This is a genomic window from Micromonospora sp. NPDC049201 (genome assembly GCF_055586805.1).
Genome location: NZ_JBVJHM010000001.1, coordinates 635,368 through 649,077, shown reverse-complemented (window position 1 = coordinate 649,077; position 13,710 = coordinate 635,368). Strand labels below are relative to the sequence as shown.

The window sequence follows — 13,710 nt, the reverse complement described above, 5'->3', positions numbered from 1 at the left end:
GCGCCCGGACGGCGGGACGCGGGGACCCCCCGTCCCGGCTACTGCAGGAACGCCCCGAGGGGCGACAGCAGCAGTCGGCCGAGCAGCGCGGCGTTGTCGTCCAGCCGCGTCCGCTCACACTCACGGGCGTCCGGGTCGTGGCGGCAGTGCCAGATCTTCTGCGCGTTGCGCCACGCCACGTTGCGGGTGTACTCCACCAGCTCGCCCTGGTACCAGTCGTCGATGTCGCCGTTCACCATGTCGATCATGAGCTGCCAGTGGTCCAGGTAGCCCCGGCGCAGCTCCGGGATCCGCTCCGCGAAGATCTTGTTGATCTCCAGGTAGTCGCGGTGCTGGTCGCTGCCGTCGACCGGCTCGGACTCCAGGCTCTCCAGCGTCGTCACCAGCGCGAACGGCAGGTCGTAGTTGATGTGCGCGTTGACCCCGGCGGCGGCCGACGGCAGCGGCCGGGCGTCCGGACCACGCATCCGCTGGAACAGGCACGACCAGGCGCGCGGCGTGCTCGGGCTGGAGTCGGTCCAGAACCGCAGCGCCTCGAAGTAGCGGGCGGCGAACTCCACGTCGAGCCGGGCCAGGAACGCCGGATCGACGAACCGGTCCTCGTAGAGACCGTCGAGCACCGTGCTGGTGATGACCAGGTAGAGCCGGTTGAAGTCGGCGAGCGGGCAGCTCGTCTCCAGCGGCGGGAGCCGGACCAGCAGGTCCTGCAACTTGGTGAGGTGGTCGACCACCGCGGGCACGTCGGCGGGGTGGTCGGCGAGCAACCCGACGATGTCCTGGTGCACGGGACCCCAGACCGGTTCGGTCATCTCTCCTCCACGATGGTCGGCGCCCCCCACGACGCCATCCGACTCCAGCGGACAGCCTGCCAGCCGCCGGGCGTGGGTCGGATCAGTAGAACGACGTATTCGGCGTACGTCTATTCCGGACGGTTGCGCAGGAAGATGGCGCTGGCCTGCACCCGGGTCCGGACCTGGAGCTTGTCGAAGATGTGCGACACGTGCACGCCGATGGTCCGCTCGCTGATGAACAGCCGCTGGCCGATCTCCTTGTTCGTCAGCCCCTCGGCGACCGCGGCGAGCACCTCCCGCTCGCGCGCGGTCAGCACCGCCAGCTCGTCCACCGCCGGCACGGCGGGCGCCGCGCGCGGCCGGGGCGCCGGCGCCGGCGCGTCGTCCAGGGTCACCCGGGCCCGACCCGCCAGGGTACGGATCTCCGCGCTGAGCGGCACCGCGCCGAGCGCCTGCGCCGTCGCGTGCGCCTGGCGCAGCAGCTTGCCGGCGGTCGCCATCCGGCTGCGGCGGGACAGCAGCGCCTCGGCCTGCCGCAGGCGGGAGTACGCCGCCGGATAGGGGTGGTGCCGCCGGTCCCACTCGGTGGCCGAGCGGCCCCACAGCTCGGGGTCGCCCCGGCCGTCGTCGAGCCGGCTCAGCTCGGCGTCGCAGAGCGCCAGGAAACCGTCCGCGACGTACCGCACCGGGGCGCCCGCCCGGGCGCTCTTGCGGGTCACCCGGTCGACCACCTCGCGCAGCCGGCGCACCGCGTTCGGGTCCACCTCCACCGTCCGGCTGGCCGCCGCCTCGGCCTCGGCCCGCAGCCCGTGCCAGGCCAGCGTGGCCAGCACGATGACGTCGTCGGAGCGGCTCTCGGTCAGGCCCCGCTGGACGGCCTGCCGGGCCAGGTCGTGCCGGCCCTGCCACATGGCCAGCCCGGCGCGCAGGATGAGCATCGGCAGCACGTGCCGAGCGCCGCCGCCGGCCAGCACCGTGGCGACCGCCTCCAGGTCACGGTCGGAGGCCTCGACGTCACCGTACCCGACGGAGAGCCGGCACCGGGCCAGCAGCAGCTCGACCGCGTCCGCGCCGGACGGCCGGTGCCGCAGCGCGGCGGCGACGACCTTCTCCGCCTCCGCCCACTGCCCGACCCGGAACAACCCGTTCGTCGCCACCGCCAGCAGCCGGGTCTCCCAGGTGCGGCCCAGACCCAGCTCGGCGACGCGCTCGGCGCCGCGGCGGGCCACCACGACACCCTCCTCCAGGATGTTGAGCGGCCCGGTGAGCAGCTCCGCCAGGTGCAGGTACGCGCAGGCCACGTCCTCCGGCCGGCCGGAGGACTCGGCGGTCTCCAGCGCCCGGCGCATCCCCGTCAGCCCGTCCGCCGGGTCGCCCAGGAACGCCTCGCTGAAGCCGAGCGCGGAGCTGGCCAGCACCACCTCGGAGGTGCAGCCGGGCACGCCGGCGGCCAGGTCGAGCGCCTCCCGGGCCTGCTCGCCGGCCTCGGCGTAGCGCCCCAGGTGCAGCAGCAGCTCGGCCCGGCGGGCGGCGGCGGTGCACCGCTCGTGCGGCGAGCAGTCGGCGGCGGAGAGCACCCGCCGGTACTCCTCCTCGGCCGGCGCGGACCGGCCGGCGGCGGCCAGGTAGCGTGCCCGGCGGATGTGCAACGCGCAGGTCGGCGGGCCGGCCGGATCGGCGGACAGCTCCGCCAGCAGGGTCAGCGCCCGGGCGTGCTCGCCGCTGTGGTGCGCGGCCTCCGCGGCGTGGCTGAGCAGCTCGGCGCGGTCCACCTCGACGGGTGCCGGCCGCCCGCCGTCGGGCGGCACCGCGGCCGGCGTGGCGGCCAGCGTCAACGCGGTCGACCAGTGGCGGTGCGCCTCGGCGTACCCGTGCAGCCGTTCCGCCTCGCGGGCGGCGGCCATCGCCGCCGGCAGCGCCCGGGCCGGCTCGCCGGCCTGCCGCCAGTGGTGGGCCAGCCGGGCCTGGTGCAGCTCGGCCGGGGCGGCGGTGAGCGCCTCGGCGTAGCGGCGGTGCAGCGCGGCCCGCTCGGCGGGCAGCAGCGCGTCGGCCAGGATCTCGGCGACCAGCCGGTGCCGGAGCCGGTAGCCGTCGTCGGCGCCGACCAGCAGGCGGTGCGCCACCGCCTCGCGCACCGCGTCGAGCAGCTCGTCCTCGGGCAACCGCACCACCTGCGCCAGCAGCCAGTGCTCGACCGGCTCGACGCCGGCGGCGACCGCCTGGACCACGGCGTGCGCCGGCTGGGGCAGCGCGTCGACCCGGCCCAGGAAGACCTCACGCAGCGTGTCGGAGAGGCCGTCGCGACCGTCCCGCCGGTCGCGGGCCAGCTCCTCCACCACGAACGGGTTGCCGCCGCTGCGCTGCCACAGCTGGTCGGCGGCCTCCGGCGGCAGCGGGGCGCCGACGATCGCGGTGGCCAGCTCGTCCGTGCCGGCCCGGTCCAGCGGGAGCAGGTCGACCACCTGGACGGAACGCAACCGGCGCAGCTCGGCGAGCACCCGGCGCAGCGGGTGCGCGCCCCGCAGCGACTCCGCGCGGATCGCGGCCAGCACGGACAGTTGCAGGTCGCCCAGGCCGGCGAGCAGATAGAGCAGGAGCTGACGGGTGCTCCGGTCGACCCACTGGAGGTCGTCGAGCACCAGCACCAGCGGCCGGCCACCGGCCACCAGGTGCAGCCCCTGGGCGACCCGTTCCAGCAGTGCGCCCGCACCGTCCGGGCCGGGGGTCTCCTCGTCGAACACCTGCAACAGGCCCCGGACCGCCGAGGTGGTGCGCGCCTCGGCCAGATCGGCGTCGAGCCGCCGCAGCGCCTGGCGCACCGGGTGCAGCGGCGAGGCGTCGCCGATGTCGAGGCAGGTGCCGGTGAGGACTAGCGCGCCGGCCTGCCGCACCTGCTCGCCGACCTCGCTCAGCAGCCGGGTCTTGCCCACCCCGCTCTCGCCGGTGAGGAAGACCGCCGCGGTGTGCCCCGGGGCGACGTCGTCGAGCAGCGCCGAGCGCAGCGTCGCCACGGTCCCGGCGCGGCCGACGAGCGGTGCGGAGTCCACGTCGCTGGCCATGGGACGCAGCCTAGTCACAGGTCCCCGCACCGTTCTACGGCGTTGCGGGCCCTGTGGTACCTCCCGCGTCGACAACACGACTAACGGTTGCGCGTGGCCGACATACGTCGTCCTACCGATCCCCCGAGGGCCCGGTGGTGAAAGTGTCCGGAGGTCGTCGGGGACCGGACCAGGGAAAGGGTGGGTGCGATGGTGATCACCACGCCCGTGGCGAGTCGGGAGGCCGCCCGCGCGGCGCTCTGGCCGGTACCGGAGGAACGCCGCACCGTCACGGTGCTCTTCGTCGACATCGTCGGCTCGACCGGCCTGGTGGAACGGCTCGACCCGGAGGACGTGCGGACGCTGCAACGGGTCTACTTCGGCACCGTATCCGGCGTGCTGCGCCGGTGGCGGGGCGTGGTGGAGAAGTACGTCGGCGACGCCGTGATGGCGCTGTTCGGCGCGCCCGGCTGCGACGGCTTCGACGCGTACCGGGCGGTGCGGGCCGGGCTGGAGATCCAGGCGGCGCTGGACCGGCGGTCGCCGGGCGACGCCCGGCTGCGGGTGCGGGTCGGCGTGGCGACGGGCGAGGTGCTGGTGGACCTGACCGGCGCCCGCGACGGCGGCCACGGCGCGGCCAGCGGCGCGGTGATCACCACCGCCGCCCGGCTCCAGGAGTACGCGCCGCCGGGCGGCGTGGTCGTCTGCCCGGTCACCCGGCGGGCGGTCGCCGGCCTCGTGGAGCAGCGTCCACTCGCGACCGCGACGATGGCCGGCAAGACGCTGCCGCTGGACGTCTGGCGGGTGACCGGGGCGTCCCCGTACCAGCCGGCCCGACACCGTGGCCCGCTGGTGGGCCGCCGGCGTGAACTGGCCGGCGCGGCCGACGCGGTGACCCGGGCGCTGCGCGAACGCCGGCCAGGGTGGATCTCCGTGACCGGGCCGCCCGGCAGCGGGCGTAGCCGACTGCTGCACGAGTTGACCCGCGCCGTGACGCGCGTGGACGGCACAGCGGTGCGCTGGTGCGTGGCGCACTGCCCGCCGTACCCGGAGGGGGACCTGGCGCCGCTGGCCGACCTGGTCCGCGCGCTGCTCACCCCGGATGCGACCGACCGACCGGCCACCGTACGCCCGCTGCCCGGCTCGGCCCCGGGCGCGGCCGGATGGGCCGCGACCAGCCCGGCGCTGGCCGCGTTCCTCGCCGCGCCGCGCGACGCCGCGGCGGCGGCCCGGGCCGCGGTGGCCGCCCGCGAGCTGCTGCTCGACCGGGCCGCCGGAAGCCCGGTGGTGGTGGCGGTGGACGACCTGGACCGGGCCGCGCCGGCACTGCACCGGTTCCTGGGCCAGCTGTACGCCGCGGCCGGCGACCGCGGGCTGGCGCTCGCGGTGGTCACCACCCACGGCGCCGGCCACGCCGACCCGCGGCCGGCGCCGGTCGCCCGGCGGCTGCGGATCTGGCTGCCGCCGCTGGGCGCGCGGGACACCGGCCGCCTGCTGCGGCACCTGCTGGACCGGACCGGCCGGCCCGCCGCGCTGGCCGCCGCGCTGCTGCCGCTGGTCGGCGGCAACCCGGCCGTCGCGAGCGCGTACGCGGCGGCCGACGCGGCGGAGGGTGAGCCAGCCGGGGTACCCGCACCGGTCCGCCGACTGGTGGACGCCCGGCTGGACCGGCTGGACGGCGCGCAGCGCGCGGTGCTGATGGCGGGCGCGGTGGTCGGCAGCCCGGTCACCACGGCGACCGTCGAGCGGATGCTCGCCTGGCCGGCCGGCCAGGCCGGGCCGGTGCTGCGCGCCCTGGCCGCGGCCGGCCTGCTCCGCCGCACCGGCGCCGTCCCGGGGGCCGGCGGAAACGCGGGCGCGGACGGGACCGCGCCGGGCGGTGCGCGCGAGTGGGCGGATTCGGACACCGGAGCGGGCGTGGGCGTCCGGCGCACCGGTGTCGGCTCGCGCCGTGCCGCCGCCTCGGGCGGCTCGGGCATCTCGGGTGTCTCGGCTATCCCGGGCAGCTCGGCTATCCCGGGCAGCTCGGGCGGCTCGGGCAGCTCGGGCGGCTCGGGCGGCTCGGGCGGCTCGGGCGGCTCGGGCGGCTCGGGCGGCTCGGGCGGCTCGGGCGGCTCGGGCGGCTGGACGATCGTCGAGCCGGTGGTGGCCCGGGTGGCCGCGCACCGGTTGCCGCGTGCGGTGCGGGCGGACTTCGTCCGCCGGCTGACCAGCGGTGGGCCGGTGCCGGCGATCCGCGCCGACCGCATCGGCGTACCCGTCGCCGTCCGGTCCGGGGCCACCCCTGGGCCGGCGACCGTCGCGCGCTCCGGCGCGGTCGTCGGAGCGCGCGTCGACGCCGGGTCCAGCATCGGGGCGGGAACCGATATCGGGTGGGGAGCCTGGACCCGGACAGGAACCGGCGTCGGGCGGGGGGCCCGTACGGGGACCGGCATCGGCACGGGGGCCGGCATCGGCACGGGGGCCGGCATCGCTGACAGAGGGATCAGCGGCCGTCCGGGTATCGGCACGGGGGTCGGCGTCGCTGACCGGGGGATCAGCGGCCGTCCGGGTGTCGGCGTGGTGCGCCAGGTAGCCGATCGGCCGGGCGAGGCTCCCGCCGCGGGCCTGCCGGCGCCGGTGGGGACCGGCGTCCCCGGGTGGGACGCCGAGGAGCGGGTGACCTGCCCGCTCGGGGCGGGGCGGTCGCGCCGGTCGGGTGGAGGGGCCCGACCGGCGCCCGTCCCGCCGCCCGGACCGGACGGGGCCGACGCACGCCGGTCGGCGACGGAGCGATCGGGGTACGCCGACGCGGCCGGCACCCGGGCCGACCCGTCACGGAGGGAGATCGGGCCGCGGAACCCGTCGGTCGACCTCGGGCAACGGGACACTCCGACCGGCGCCGGGCGACGGAACGGTGCCGTCAGCATCGGGCAACCGGACGCTCCGGCCAGTGGGGACGGGCGGACCCAACCGGGTTCCCCGGCCCCGTACCGGCCGGGCGGGGCGGCGCGGGTCGCACCGGTCGGTCCGGCACGGGTCGCACCTGACAGCCCGGCACGGGTCGACGGTCCGGCACGGGTCGCACCTGACAGCCCGGCACGGGTCGGCGGCCCGGCACGGGTCGCACCGGGCGGCTCGGCACGGGTCGGCTGGGTGACCGGCCCGCCCGAACGAGCGGACCGGGGTCGGCGAACACCGACGCCGCCCGACGCCGCGCTCGGGCTGGCGGCCTGACGGTCGCGTCCGGGTCGGAGCGGGCACGGGGCCACTCCGGCCCGGGCAGCGGCCGGAATCAGTCGCGCCCGGCAATCGGCCGGTGGCGCCACGCGCGCCGTTCATCGATCTTGGAGTAGTGGCACGTCCGATACCAGGAGTAAACCGACACACCTTGGCGCCACTAGTCCAAGATCGGCGAAGTGGCCGGGGCGGACACGTCGCGGGCGACGACCCGGCTGCGTCCCCGGAACTCGGCCACCACCTCGTCGCCGCGTCGCACGGTGACGTCGTAGATGCCGCTGCGGCCGTGCCGGACCCGCTCGGTGGCGTACGCGTCCAGCACGTCGCCCGCGCGCACCGGGCGCAGGAAGGTGATCTCGCCCCCGGCGGCCACGGTGGCCGGACCGTGGCTGTTGCAGGCCAGCGCGAACGCGGTGTCGGCGAGCAGGAACACGAAACCGCCGTGGCCGATCGCATGCCCGTTGAGCATCGCCGGGGTGACCCGCATCCGGGCCACTGCCGCGCCGTCGCCGGCCGAGACGAGCTCGATGCCGAGCCCGGTCGAGGCGACGTCGGCGTCGAACATGTCGTGGGCCGCGGTACGCCCGCCGTCGTCCGTCATCTCAGTGCTCCCGCCGCTGGTCGACGATGCGGCGCATCTTGCCCATCGAGCGTTCCACCCCGTCCGGCTCGATCACCCGGACCGCCACGGAGACGCCGATGGTGTTCTTGACCTGCTCGACCAGGGCCACCCCGGCCCGCTCCGCGTCGGCCTCGGCGGCGCCGGCGCGGCGCTCGACGTGGACGGTGAGGGTGTCCAGCCGTCCCTGCCGGTCGAGTACGCACTGGAAGTGCGGCGACAGCGCGGGCGCCCGCAGGATCAGCTCCTCGATCTGGGTCGGGAAGACGTTCACCCCCCGGACGATCATCATGTCGTCGGTGCGTCCGGCGATCTTCTCGATCCGCCGCATGGGGCGGGCCGTGCCGGGCAGCAGCCGGGTGAGGTCACGGGTGCGGTAGCGGACCACCGGCATCGCCTCCTTGGTCAGCGACGTCAGCACCAGCTCGCCGCGTTCGCCGTCGGGCAGCACCGCGCCGGTGACCGGGTCGATGATCTCGGGGTAGAAGTGGTCCTCCCACAGGTGCAGGCCGTCCTTGGTCTCCACGCACTCGACCGCCACGCCGGGGCCCATCACCTCGGACAGGCCGTAGATGTCCAGCGCGTGCAGGTCCAGCCGCTGCTCCAACTCCCGGCGCATGTCCTCGGTCCACGGCTCGGCCCCGAAGATGCCCACCCGCAGCGAGGTGGCGCGCGGGTCGACGCCCTGGCGTTCCATCTCGTCCACGATGGCAAGCATGTAGCTGGGGGTGACCATGATGACCTCCGGTTCGAGGTCACGGATCAGCATGACCTGCCGCTCGGTCATGCCGCCGGAGACCGGGATGACGGTGCAACCCAACTCCTCGGCGCCGTAGTGCGCCCCCAGGCCGCCGGTGAACAGGCCGTAGCCGTACGCGACGTGCACCCGGTCGCCGCGCCGGCCGCCGGCGGCCCGGATCGAGCGCGCCATCAGGGTGGCCCAGGTGTCCAGGTCGGCGCGGGTGTAGCCGACCACGGTGGGGCGTCCGGTGGTGCCGGAGGAGGCGTGCAGCCGGGCGATCCGCTCCCGGGGCACGGCGAACATGCCGAACGGGTAGTTCTCCCGCAGCTCGGCCTTGGCGGTGAACGGGAAGCGGGCCAGGTCGGCCAGGTCGCGGACGTCGTCGGGGTGGGCGCCGGCGGCGTCGAACGCGCGCCGGTAGTGCGGCACGTGCGCGTACGCGTGCCGCAGCGAGTGGCGCAACCGGTCCAGTTGGAGCGCCCGCAGCTCGTCGACGCCGATCCGCTCGGCGGGATCCAGCTCGTCCGGACGAGGGGTGCGGTCCTGCACGGTTGCCTCCTGCGCGACGGGCCCGACGCCGCCGCGCCGGGCGGGAACCCGCTCACCGTACGCCCGTACGGCCCACCCTGCCAGGTCAACGCCATCTCCTCGCCGATCTTGCGGTTACCGCCCTTCGCCCGGACGGTTCGCGCCCTTCGTCGGGGCCGATACTGCAAGATCGACGAGGAGGCGCGGGGGGCCGGGCGGGGCGGGTTATGCTCGGTGAGCCGGCGGTGGGGCCCGCCGTCCCGGGAGACGGCGGGAGAACCGCGACCACGCCAACGGTCCCTGCCAGTGATGCCCGTCCTGGTGGGAGGCACCGTGAGACGACCGCCCGAGTCCCGCGTCGATCCGGACGTCGATCTCCGCGTACCCGCCGACCGGACGGAGCTGACCGCGCACCCGGCGGCGGTGCTCGGCGTGATCGCCGCCGGCGGCGTGCTCGGCGCACTGGCCCGCGCCGGCGCGCAGGCCGCCGCGCCGCACCCGCCCACCGGTCTCCCCTGGGCCACGTTCGGCGTCAACGTCACCGGGTGCCTGCTGATCGGCGTGCTGATGGCGGTCCTCACCGCCCGGCCGGCCGGGCCGCTGGTCCGGCCGTTCCTCGGCGTCGGCGTGCTCGGCGGGTTCACCACGTTCTCCGCGTACGCGGTCGACGCGCAACGTCTGGTGACCGCCGGCGCGCCGGGCACGGCACTGGGCTACCTGGCCATGACCGTGCTCGCCGCGCTGCTGGCGGTCGCCGTCGGGGACGTGGTGACCGGCCGGCTGCTGGCCGCCCGGCACGGGGAGGCCCGGTGACCGTCCTCTGGATCGCGCTCGGCGCGGCGCTCGGCGCTCCGCTGCGCTACCTCACCGACCGGGCGGTGCAGGCCCGGCACGACTCCGCGTTCCCGTGGGGCACGCTGACCGTCAACGTGGCCGGCTCGCTGCTGCTCGGCGCGGTGCTGGCGGTGCCGGCCGATCCCGCGGTGACCGCGCTGGTCGGCACCGGCTTCTGCGGCGCGCTGACCACCTGGTCCACGCTCAGCTACGAGACGCTGCGGCTGGCCCGCACCGGCGCGCGTCTCCACGCGTACGCGAATGTGCTGGTCAGTGTGGTCGCCGGGCTCGGCGCGGCCTTCGCCGGGTACGCGTCGGCCGCCGCGTTCACCGGCTGACGGGGCAGCCGGCGGGGGCGGGCGGCGATAGCATCCCGCCATGGAGCTGCGCCACCTGGCCGACCGGGTCTGGCTGTTCCCCGGCGACCCCGACCCGGGCGCGGTGCGGCCCACCGTGGCGGTGGTCGCCGACGATCGCGGCAGCGTGCTCGTCGACGCCGGCCACAGTCCCGCGCACGCCCGGGAGATCCGTGCCGGGATCGCCGCCGCCCGGCTGCCGGAGCCGCGCTGGCTGGTCTACACCCACCACCACTGGGACCACGTCTGGGGCGCCTGCGCCTGGCCGGGTGTGGAGATCGTCGGGCACGAGGCCGGAGTCGCGCCGTTGCGCGCCGAGGCGGCCCGCCCGTGGAGCCACCGTCACCTGCGGGAGCGGGTCCGCGCCGAGCCACGGCTCGGGCCCAGCTACCGGGCGCGGGCGCTCGCCGTGGACGACTGGGACGGTTTCGCGGTGCTGCCGCCGACCCGCACGTTCACCGACGAGCTGATGCTGCCCACCGGCGTGGTGCTGCGGCACGTCGGTGGCCGGCACGCCCCCGACTCGACGGTGGTGCTGGTGCCGGACTCCCGGGTGCTGCTGCTCGGCGACTGCTGGTACCCGCCCCCGCTGCACGAACGCGGCCCGACCGACGGGCCGGATCTGGCGCTGGCCCGGAGCCTGCTCTCCGAGCACGTCGAGTGGTACGTCTCCGCGCACGACGAGCCGCTGGGCCGGGACCAGGCCCGGGCCGCGCTCGGCGAGTGAGAGGCCGCCGGCACACCCCGCGACCGCGATGACCCGGCGCGGACCGGCCGGGCCGCAGGTCAGCGTGCGTGGCGTTCCGGGTGCGCCCGGTTCCAGGCCCGCATCCGCTCCGGGTAGCCGGTGCGGGCCGCCTCGTAGAGCGGCACCGCGTGCCGTTGGGCGATCTTGCCGGCGACCCGGGGCGAGCCGGTGCGGCGGCGGATCCACTCCCCGTCGTGGGCGATGGCGACCACCGTGGTGTCGGTGGCGGTGGTCTCCGGTTCCAGATAGAACTCGACCCCGCGCCGGCTGGCCACGAACGCCTCCAGCTGCGCCAGATCCTCCCGGTTCGCCTCGCGGTCGAGCTTCGTCGGCGTTGTCGGCTCGGCGGCCCGTCGGCTGAACCAGCCCATGCCCGCCTCCTCTCCTCGGCGTCGGAGTCCAGTGCAGCACGCGCGGCTGGCAGGGGCCTGGGAGCGTAGTGGGAGTCGGCTGAGCCGCTCAGCGGGCCGGTCGGTCCGCTCCGGCCGGCGCGCGCAGCACCGGCACCAGCGCAAGCGTGGGCAGCAGGAGCAGCGGCACCAGGCCGAGCGCGTTCAGCACGCCGAGGTGGTCGCCGAGGAAGCCGAGCAGCGGCGGCCCGGCGAGGAACGCGGTGTAGCCGATCACCGCGACCACGCTGACCCGGGCCGGGGCCCTCTCCTCGTCGTCGGCGGCGGCGCTCATCCCGACCGGGAAGCCGAGCGACGCGCCGATCCCCCACAACGCCACGCCGACCACTGCCAGCGGACCGGAGCCGGCCAGCACGGCCAGGGCGGCGCCGACGGCGGCGAGCCCGATGGTGCCGAACAGCACCGGCACCCGTCCCCAGCGGTCGATGGCGATCGTGCCGAGGGTCCGGCCCAGCGTCATACCGACCACGAACACGCCGAACACCGCGGCGCCGACCGCCTCGTCGACGCCGTAACCGTCGACGAACGCCACCGCCAGCCAGTCGTTGGCGCTGCCCTCGGTGAACGCCATGACCAGCACCAGCAGGCCGACCAGCAGGGTGCGCGGCTCCCGCCAGGCGGTCAGCAGCGCCCGCCGCCGGGCCGCCGGCTCGCCCGCGCCCGTCGACTCGGCCGGCGCGGACAGGAACGCCCGCGCCCCGAGCAGCGTGCCGGTCAGGATCAGCACCGCCAGGACCGGCAGGTGCACCTCGATCGGCACGTCGAGCCGGGCCGCCCCCGCGCCGAGCCCGGCCCCGGCCACCGAGCCGAGACTCCAGGCGGCGTGGAAGCGGGGCATGATCGTCCGGCCGATCCGCCTCTCCACGACCGCGCCCTCGACGTTCATCGCCACGTCGCACAGGCCGGAGCCGAAGCCGAACGCGGCGATCCCGAGCCCGACGCCTACCGCCCAACCAGCCAGGCCGGTGGCGAGACCGGCCACCGTCATGCCGAGCGCGACCAGCACGGTCGCCACGACCACCGTGCGGGCCGGGCCGATCCGCTGGGTGACCAGACCGGCGGCGGGCATGGCCAGCAGCGCGCCCACCGACATGCAGAGCAGCAGCAGGCCGAGCCGGCTCGGGCTGAGGCCGAGCGCCTCCCGGACCGCCGGCACCCGGGAGAACCAGCTCGCCACCGCGAGCCCGTTGAGGGCGAAGACGACGGCGACGCCGTTGCGGGCGGTCAGCACCGGCCGGAAGGCCGGTGGCCGTGACGCGGCCGGCGCGTCGAGGGCGTTGCTCACGGTGCGGTAGTCCCTTCCCCGGATGGTTCCCGACGACCATCGCACACCTGAGAGCGCTACCACCACAAGCGCTCCCACCCCTTACCATGCCCGGCCCGGACCGGGCATGATGCGCACATGGGTACGCCGACCGCACGACCCGCCACGCTCGACGACGTGGCCCGGGCCGCCGGGGTGTCCCGGGCCACCGCCTCGCGGGTGCTCGGTGGCTACGGGTTCGCCTCGACGCAGGCCCGAGCCCGGGTGGGCGCCGCCGCCGACCAGCTCGGCTACGTGCCGGACGTCACCGCCCGGGCGCTGGTGCGCGGCGCCGGCGTCCGGCTGGTGGTGGCCGTGGTGGGCCGGACCGACGCGGTCTTCGACGACCCGTACGTGCACCGGGTGGTGACCGCCGCGTCGCGGGTGTGCGCGCCGCACGGGATCGGGGTGGCGCTGGAGTGGCTGCCGCTCGACGACCCGTCCGGCCTGGGCCGGCTGGGCGCGGACCGGGGCGTCTGCGGGGTGATCCTGGTCAACACCACGCGGGCGGCGCTGGACGCGGTGCCGACCCGGCTGCGCGGCCGGGTCGTCTCGATCGGTCAGGGCTCGGCGACCGTGCCGTCGTTCGACGTGGACAACGCGGCCGGCGCCGGCGCGGTGCTGCGCCACCTGTACGCCACCGGCCGGCGCCGCATCGCCATGGTCACCGGCCCACGCTGGTTGACCTGCGCGGAGCGGTCGGTGACCGCGTACCGGGAGCTGATGCGGGAGGCGGGGTCGCCGGAGCGGCTGGTGACCGGCGACTTCACCGCGGCGGGGGGCGGCGCGGCGGCGCTGTCGGCGCTGCGCCGGTGGCCGGACCTGGACGCGGTCTTCGCGGCCAGCGACGCCACCGCGTTCGGGGTGATCGCCGCGTTGCGTGGGCACGGGTTGGGGGTGCCGCACGACGTGGCGGTCGGCGGTTTCGACGACCTGCCGTACGCGGCGATGAGCAGTCCGGCGCTGACCACCGCGACCCACCCGGTCGACCGGATCGCCACCGCCGCGGCCACCGCCGTGCTGACCCGGGCGCCGGTCGCGCCGAGCACCGCCTTCGCGTCCACGCTCGTCACCCGGGAGAGCGCCTGAGCGGCGACGGTCAGCGGCCGGTCTCGCCGCTCC

General features: G+C 76.4%; 11 protein-coding genes. 5 read left to right on the top strand and 6 right to left on the bottom strand.

All coding sequences use genetic code 11. From position 1 onward, the window contains the following. Nucleotides 1-38: 38 nt before the first annotated feature. A complete protein-coding gene (locus ACZ6O5_RS02585; RefSeq protein WP_465974146.1) occupies nucleotides 39-809 on the bottom strand; it encodes a DUF5995 family protein in 771 nt (256 codons plus the stop codon). 110 nt (nucleotides 810-919) lie between these two features. Then, complete coding sequence (locus ACZ6O5_RS02580) at nucleotides 920-3,850, bottom strand: helix-turn-helix transcriptional regulator (RefSeq protein ID WP_465974145.1); 2,931 nt, start codon at nucleotides 3,848-3,850, stop codon at nucleotides 920-922. Nucleotides 3,851-4,039: 189 nt separating this feature from the next. Between ACZ6O5_RS02580 and ACZ6O5_RS02575 the strand changes: the two genes are divergently transcribed. Further along, nucleotides 4,040-7,045, top strand: coding sequence for an AAA family ATPase (locus ACZ6O5_RS02575; RefSeq protein WP_465974144.1), 3,006 nt, complete (start codon nucleotides 4,040-4,042; stop codon nucleotides 7,043-7,045). Nucleotides 7,046-7,208: 163 nt separating this feature from the next. On the opposite strand, the gene paaI is transcribed toward ACZ6O5_RS02575, so the two are convergent. Together paaI and paaK are read right to left on the bottom strand one after the other, a co-directional pair. Beyond that, nucleotides 7,209-7,649 (bottom strand): hydroxyphenylacetyl-CoA thioesterase PaaI, encoded by a 441-nt coding sequence (gene paaI / locus ACZ6O5_RS02570; RefSeq protein WP_465974143.1) that lies wholly within the window; start codon nucleotides 7,647-7,649, stop codon nucleotides 7,209-7,211. Nucleotide 7,650: 1 nt separating this feature from the next. Next, nucleotides 7,651-8,958, bottom strand: coding sequence for a phenylacetate--CoA ligase PaaK (gene paaK / locus ACZ6O5_RS02565; RefSeq protein ID WP_465974142.1), 1,308 nt, complete (start codon nucleotides 8,956-8,958; stop codon nucleotides 7,651-7,653). A gap of 288 nt (nucleotides 8,959-9,246) precedes the next feature. On the opposite strand from paaK, the gene ACZ6O5_RS02560 reads away from it, so the two are divergent. From ACZ6O5_RS02560 to ACZ6O5_RS02550, 3 genes are read left to right on the top strand one after another with little or no spacing between them, the layout of a single operon-like run. Continuing rightward, nucleotides 9,247-9,750 carry a FluC/FEX family fluoride channel gene (locus tag ACZ6O5_RS02560; RefSeq protein ID WP_465974141.1) on the top strand — a complete coding sequence of 168 codons (504 nt, stop codon included), beginning with the start codon at nucleotides 9,247-9,249 and terminating at the stop codon, nucleotides 9,748-9,750. Further along, on the top strand, nucleotides 9,747-10,109 hold the full coding sequence (crcB, locus tag ACZ6O5_RS02555) for a fluoride efflux transporter CrcB (RefSeq protein WP_465974140.1): 363 nt from the start codon (nucleotides 9,747-9,749) through the stop codon (nucleotides 10,107-10,109). Before ACZ6O5_RS02560 ends, crcB begins: the two co-directional genes overlap by 4 nt. Before the next feature lie 40 nt (nucleotides 10,110-10,149). Next, the gene (locus ACZ6O5_RS02550) at nucleotides 10,150-10,854 is read left to right on the top strand and encodes an MBL fold metallo-hydrolase (RefSeq protein WP_281941777.1); all 705 of its coding nucleotides are present in this window, start codon (nucleotides 10,150-10,152) and stop codon (nucleotides 10,852-10,854) included. Nucleotides 10,855-10,913: 59 nt separating this feature from the next. On the opposite strand, the gene ACZ6O5_RS02545 is transcribed toward ACZ6O5_RS02550, so the two are convergent. Then, entirely contained in the window at nucleotides 10,914-11,246 is a 333-nt protein-coding gene (locus ACZ6O5_RS02545; RefSeq protein WP_281941778.1) for a hypothetical protein, read from the bottom strand. Between the two features lie 88 nt (nucleotides 11,247-11,334). After that, complete coding sequence (locus tag ACZ6O5_RS02540) at nucleotides 11,335-12,570, bottom strand: MFS transporter (RefSeq protein ID WP_465974139.1); 1,236 nt, start codon at nucleotides 12,568-12,570, stop codon at nucleotides 11,335-11,337. A 117-nt stretch (nucleotides 12,571-12,687) separates the two neighbouring features. Between ACZ6O5_RS02540 and ACZ6O5_RS02535 the strand changes: the two genes are divergently transcribed. Further along, a complete protein-coding gene (locus tag ACZ6O5_RS02535) occupies nucleotides 12,688-13,677 on the top strand; it encodes a LacI family DNA-binding transcriptional regulator (protein ID WP_465974138.1) in 990 nt (329 codons plus the stop codon). Nucleotides 13,678-13,710: the final 33 nt, after the last annotated feature.

What these genes read in the sequence shown, in the direction of transcription:
- ACZ6O5_RS02585 (WP_465974146.1), bottom strand. Translation starts at nt 809, where the DNA reads ATGACCGAACCGGTCTGGGGTCCCGTGCACCAGGACATCGTCGGGTTG.
- ACZ6O5_RS02580 (WP_465974145.1), bottom strand. Translation starts at nt 3,850, where the DNA reads ATGGCCAGCGACGTGGACTCCGCACCGCTCGTCGGCCGCGCCGGGACC.
- ACZ6O5_RS02575 (WP_465974144.1), top strand. Translation starts at nt 4,040, where the DNA reads ATGGTGATCACCACGCCCGTGGCGAGTCGGGAGGCCGCCCGCGCGGCG.
- paaI (WP_465974143.1), bottom strand. Translation starts at nt 7,649, where the DNA reads ATGACGGACGACGGCGGGCGTACCGCGGCCCACGACATGTTCGACGCC.
- ACZ6O5_RS02560 (WP_465974141.1), top strand. Translation starts at nt 9,247, where the DNA reads ATGCCCGTCCTGGTGGGAGGCACCGTGAGACGACCGCCCGAGTCCCGC.
- ACZ6O5_RS02550 (WP_281941777.1), top strand. Translation starts at nt 10,150, where the DNA reads ATGGAGCTGCGCCACCTGGCCGACCGGGTCTGGCTGTTCCCCGGCGAC.
- ACZ6O5_RS02545 (WP_281941778.1), bottom strand. Translation starts at nt 11,246, where the DNA reads ATGGGCTGGTTCAGCCGACGGGCCGCCGAGCCGACAACGCCGACGAAG.
- ACZ6O5_RS02535 (WP_465974138.1), top strand. Translation starts at nt 12,688, where the DNA reads ATGGGTACGCCGACCGCACGACCCGCCACGCTCGACGACGTGGCCCGG.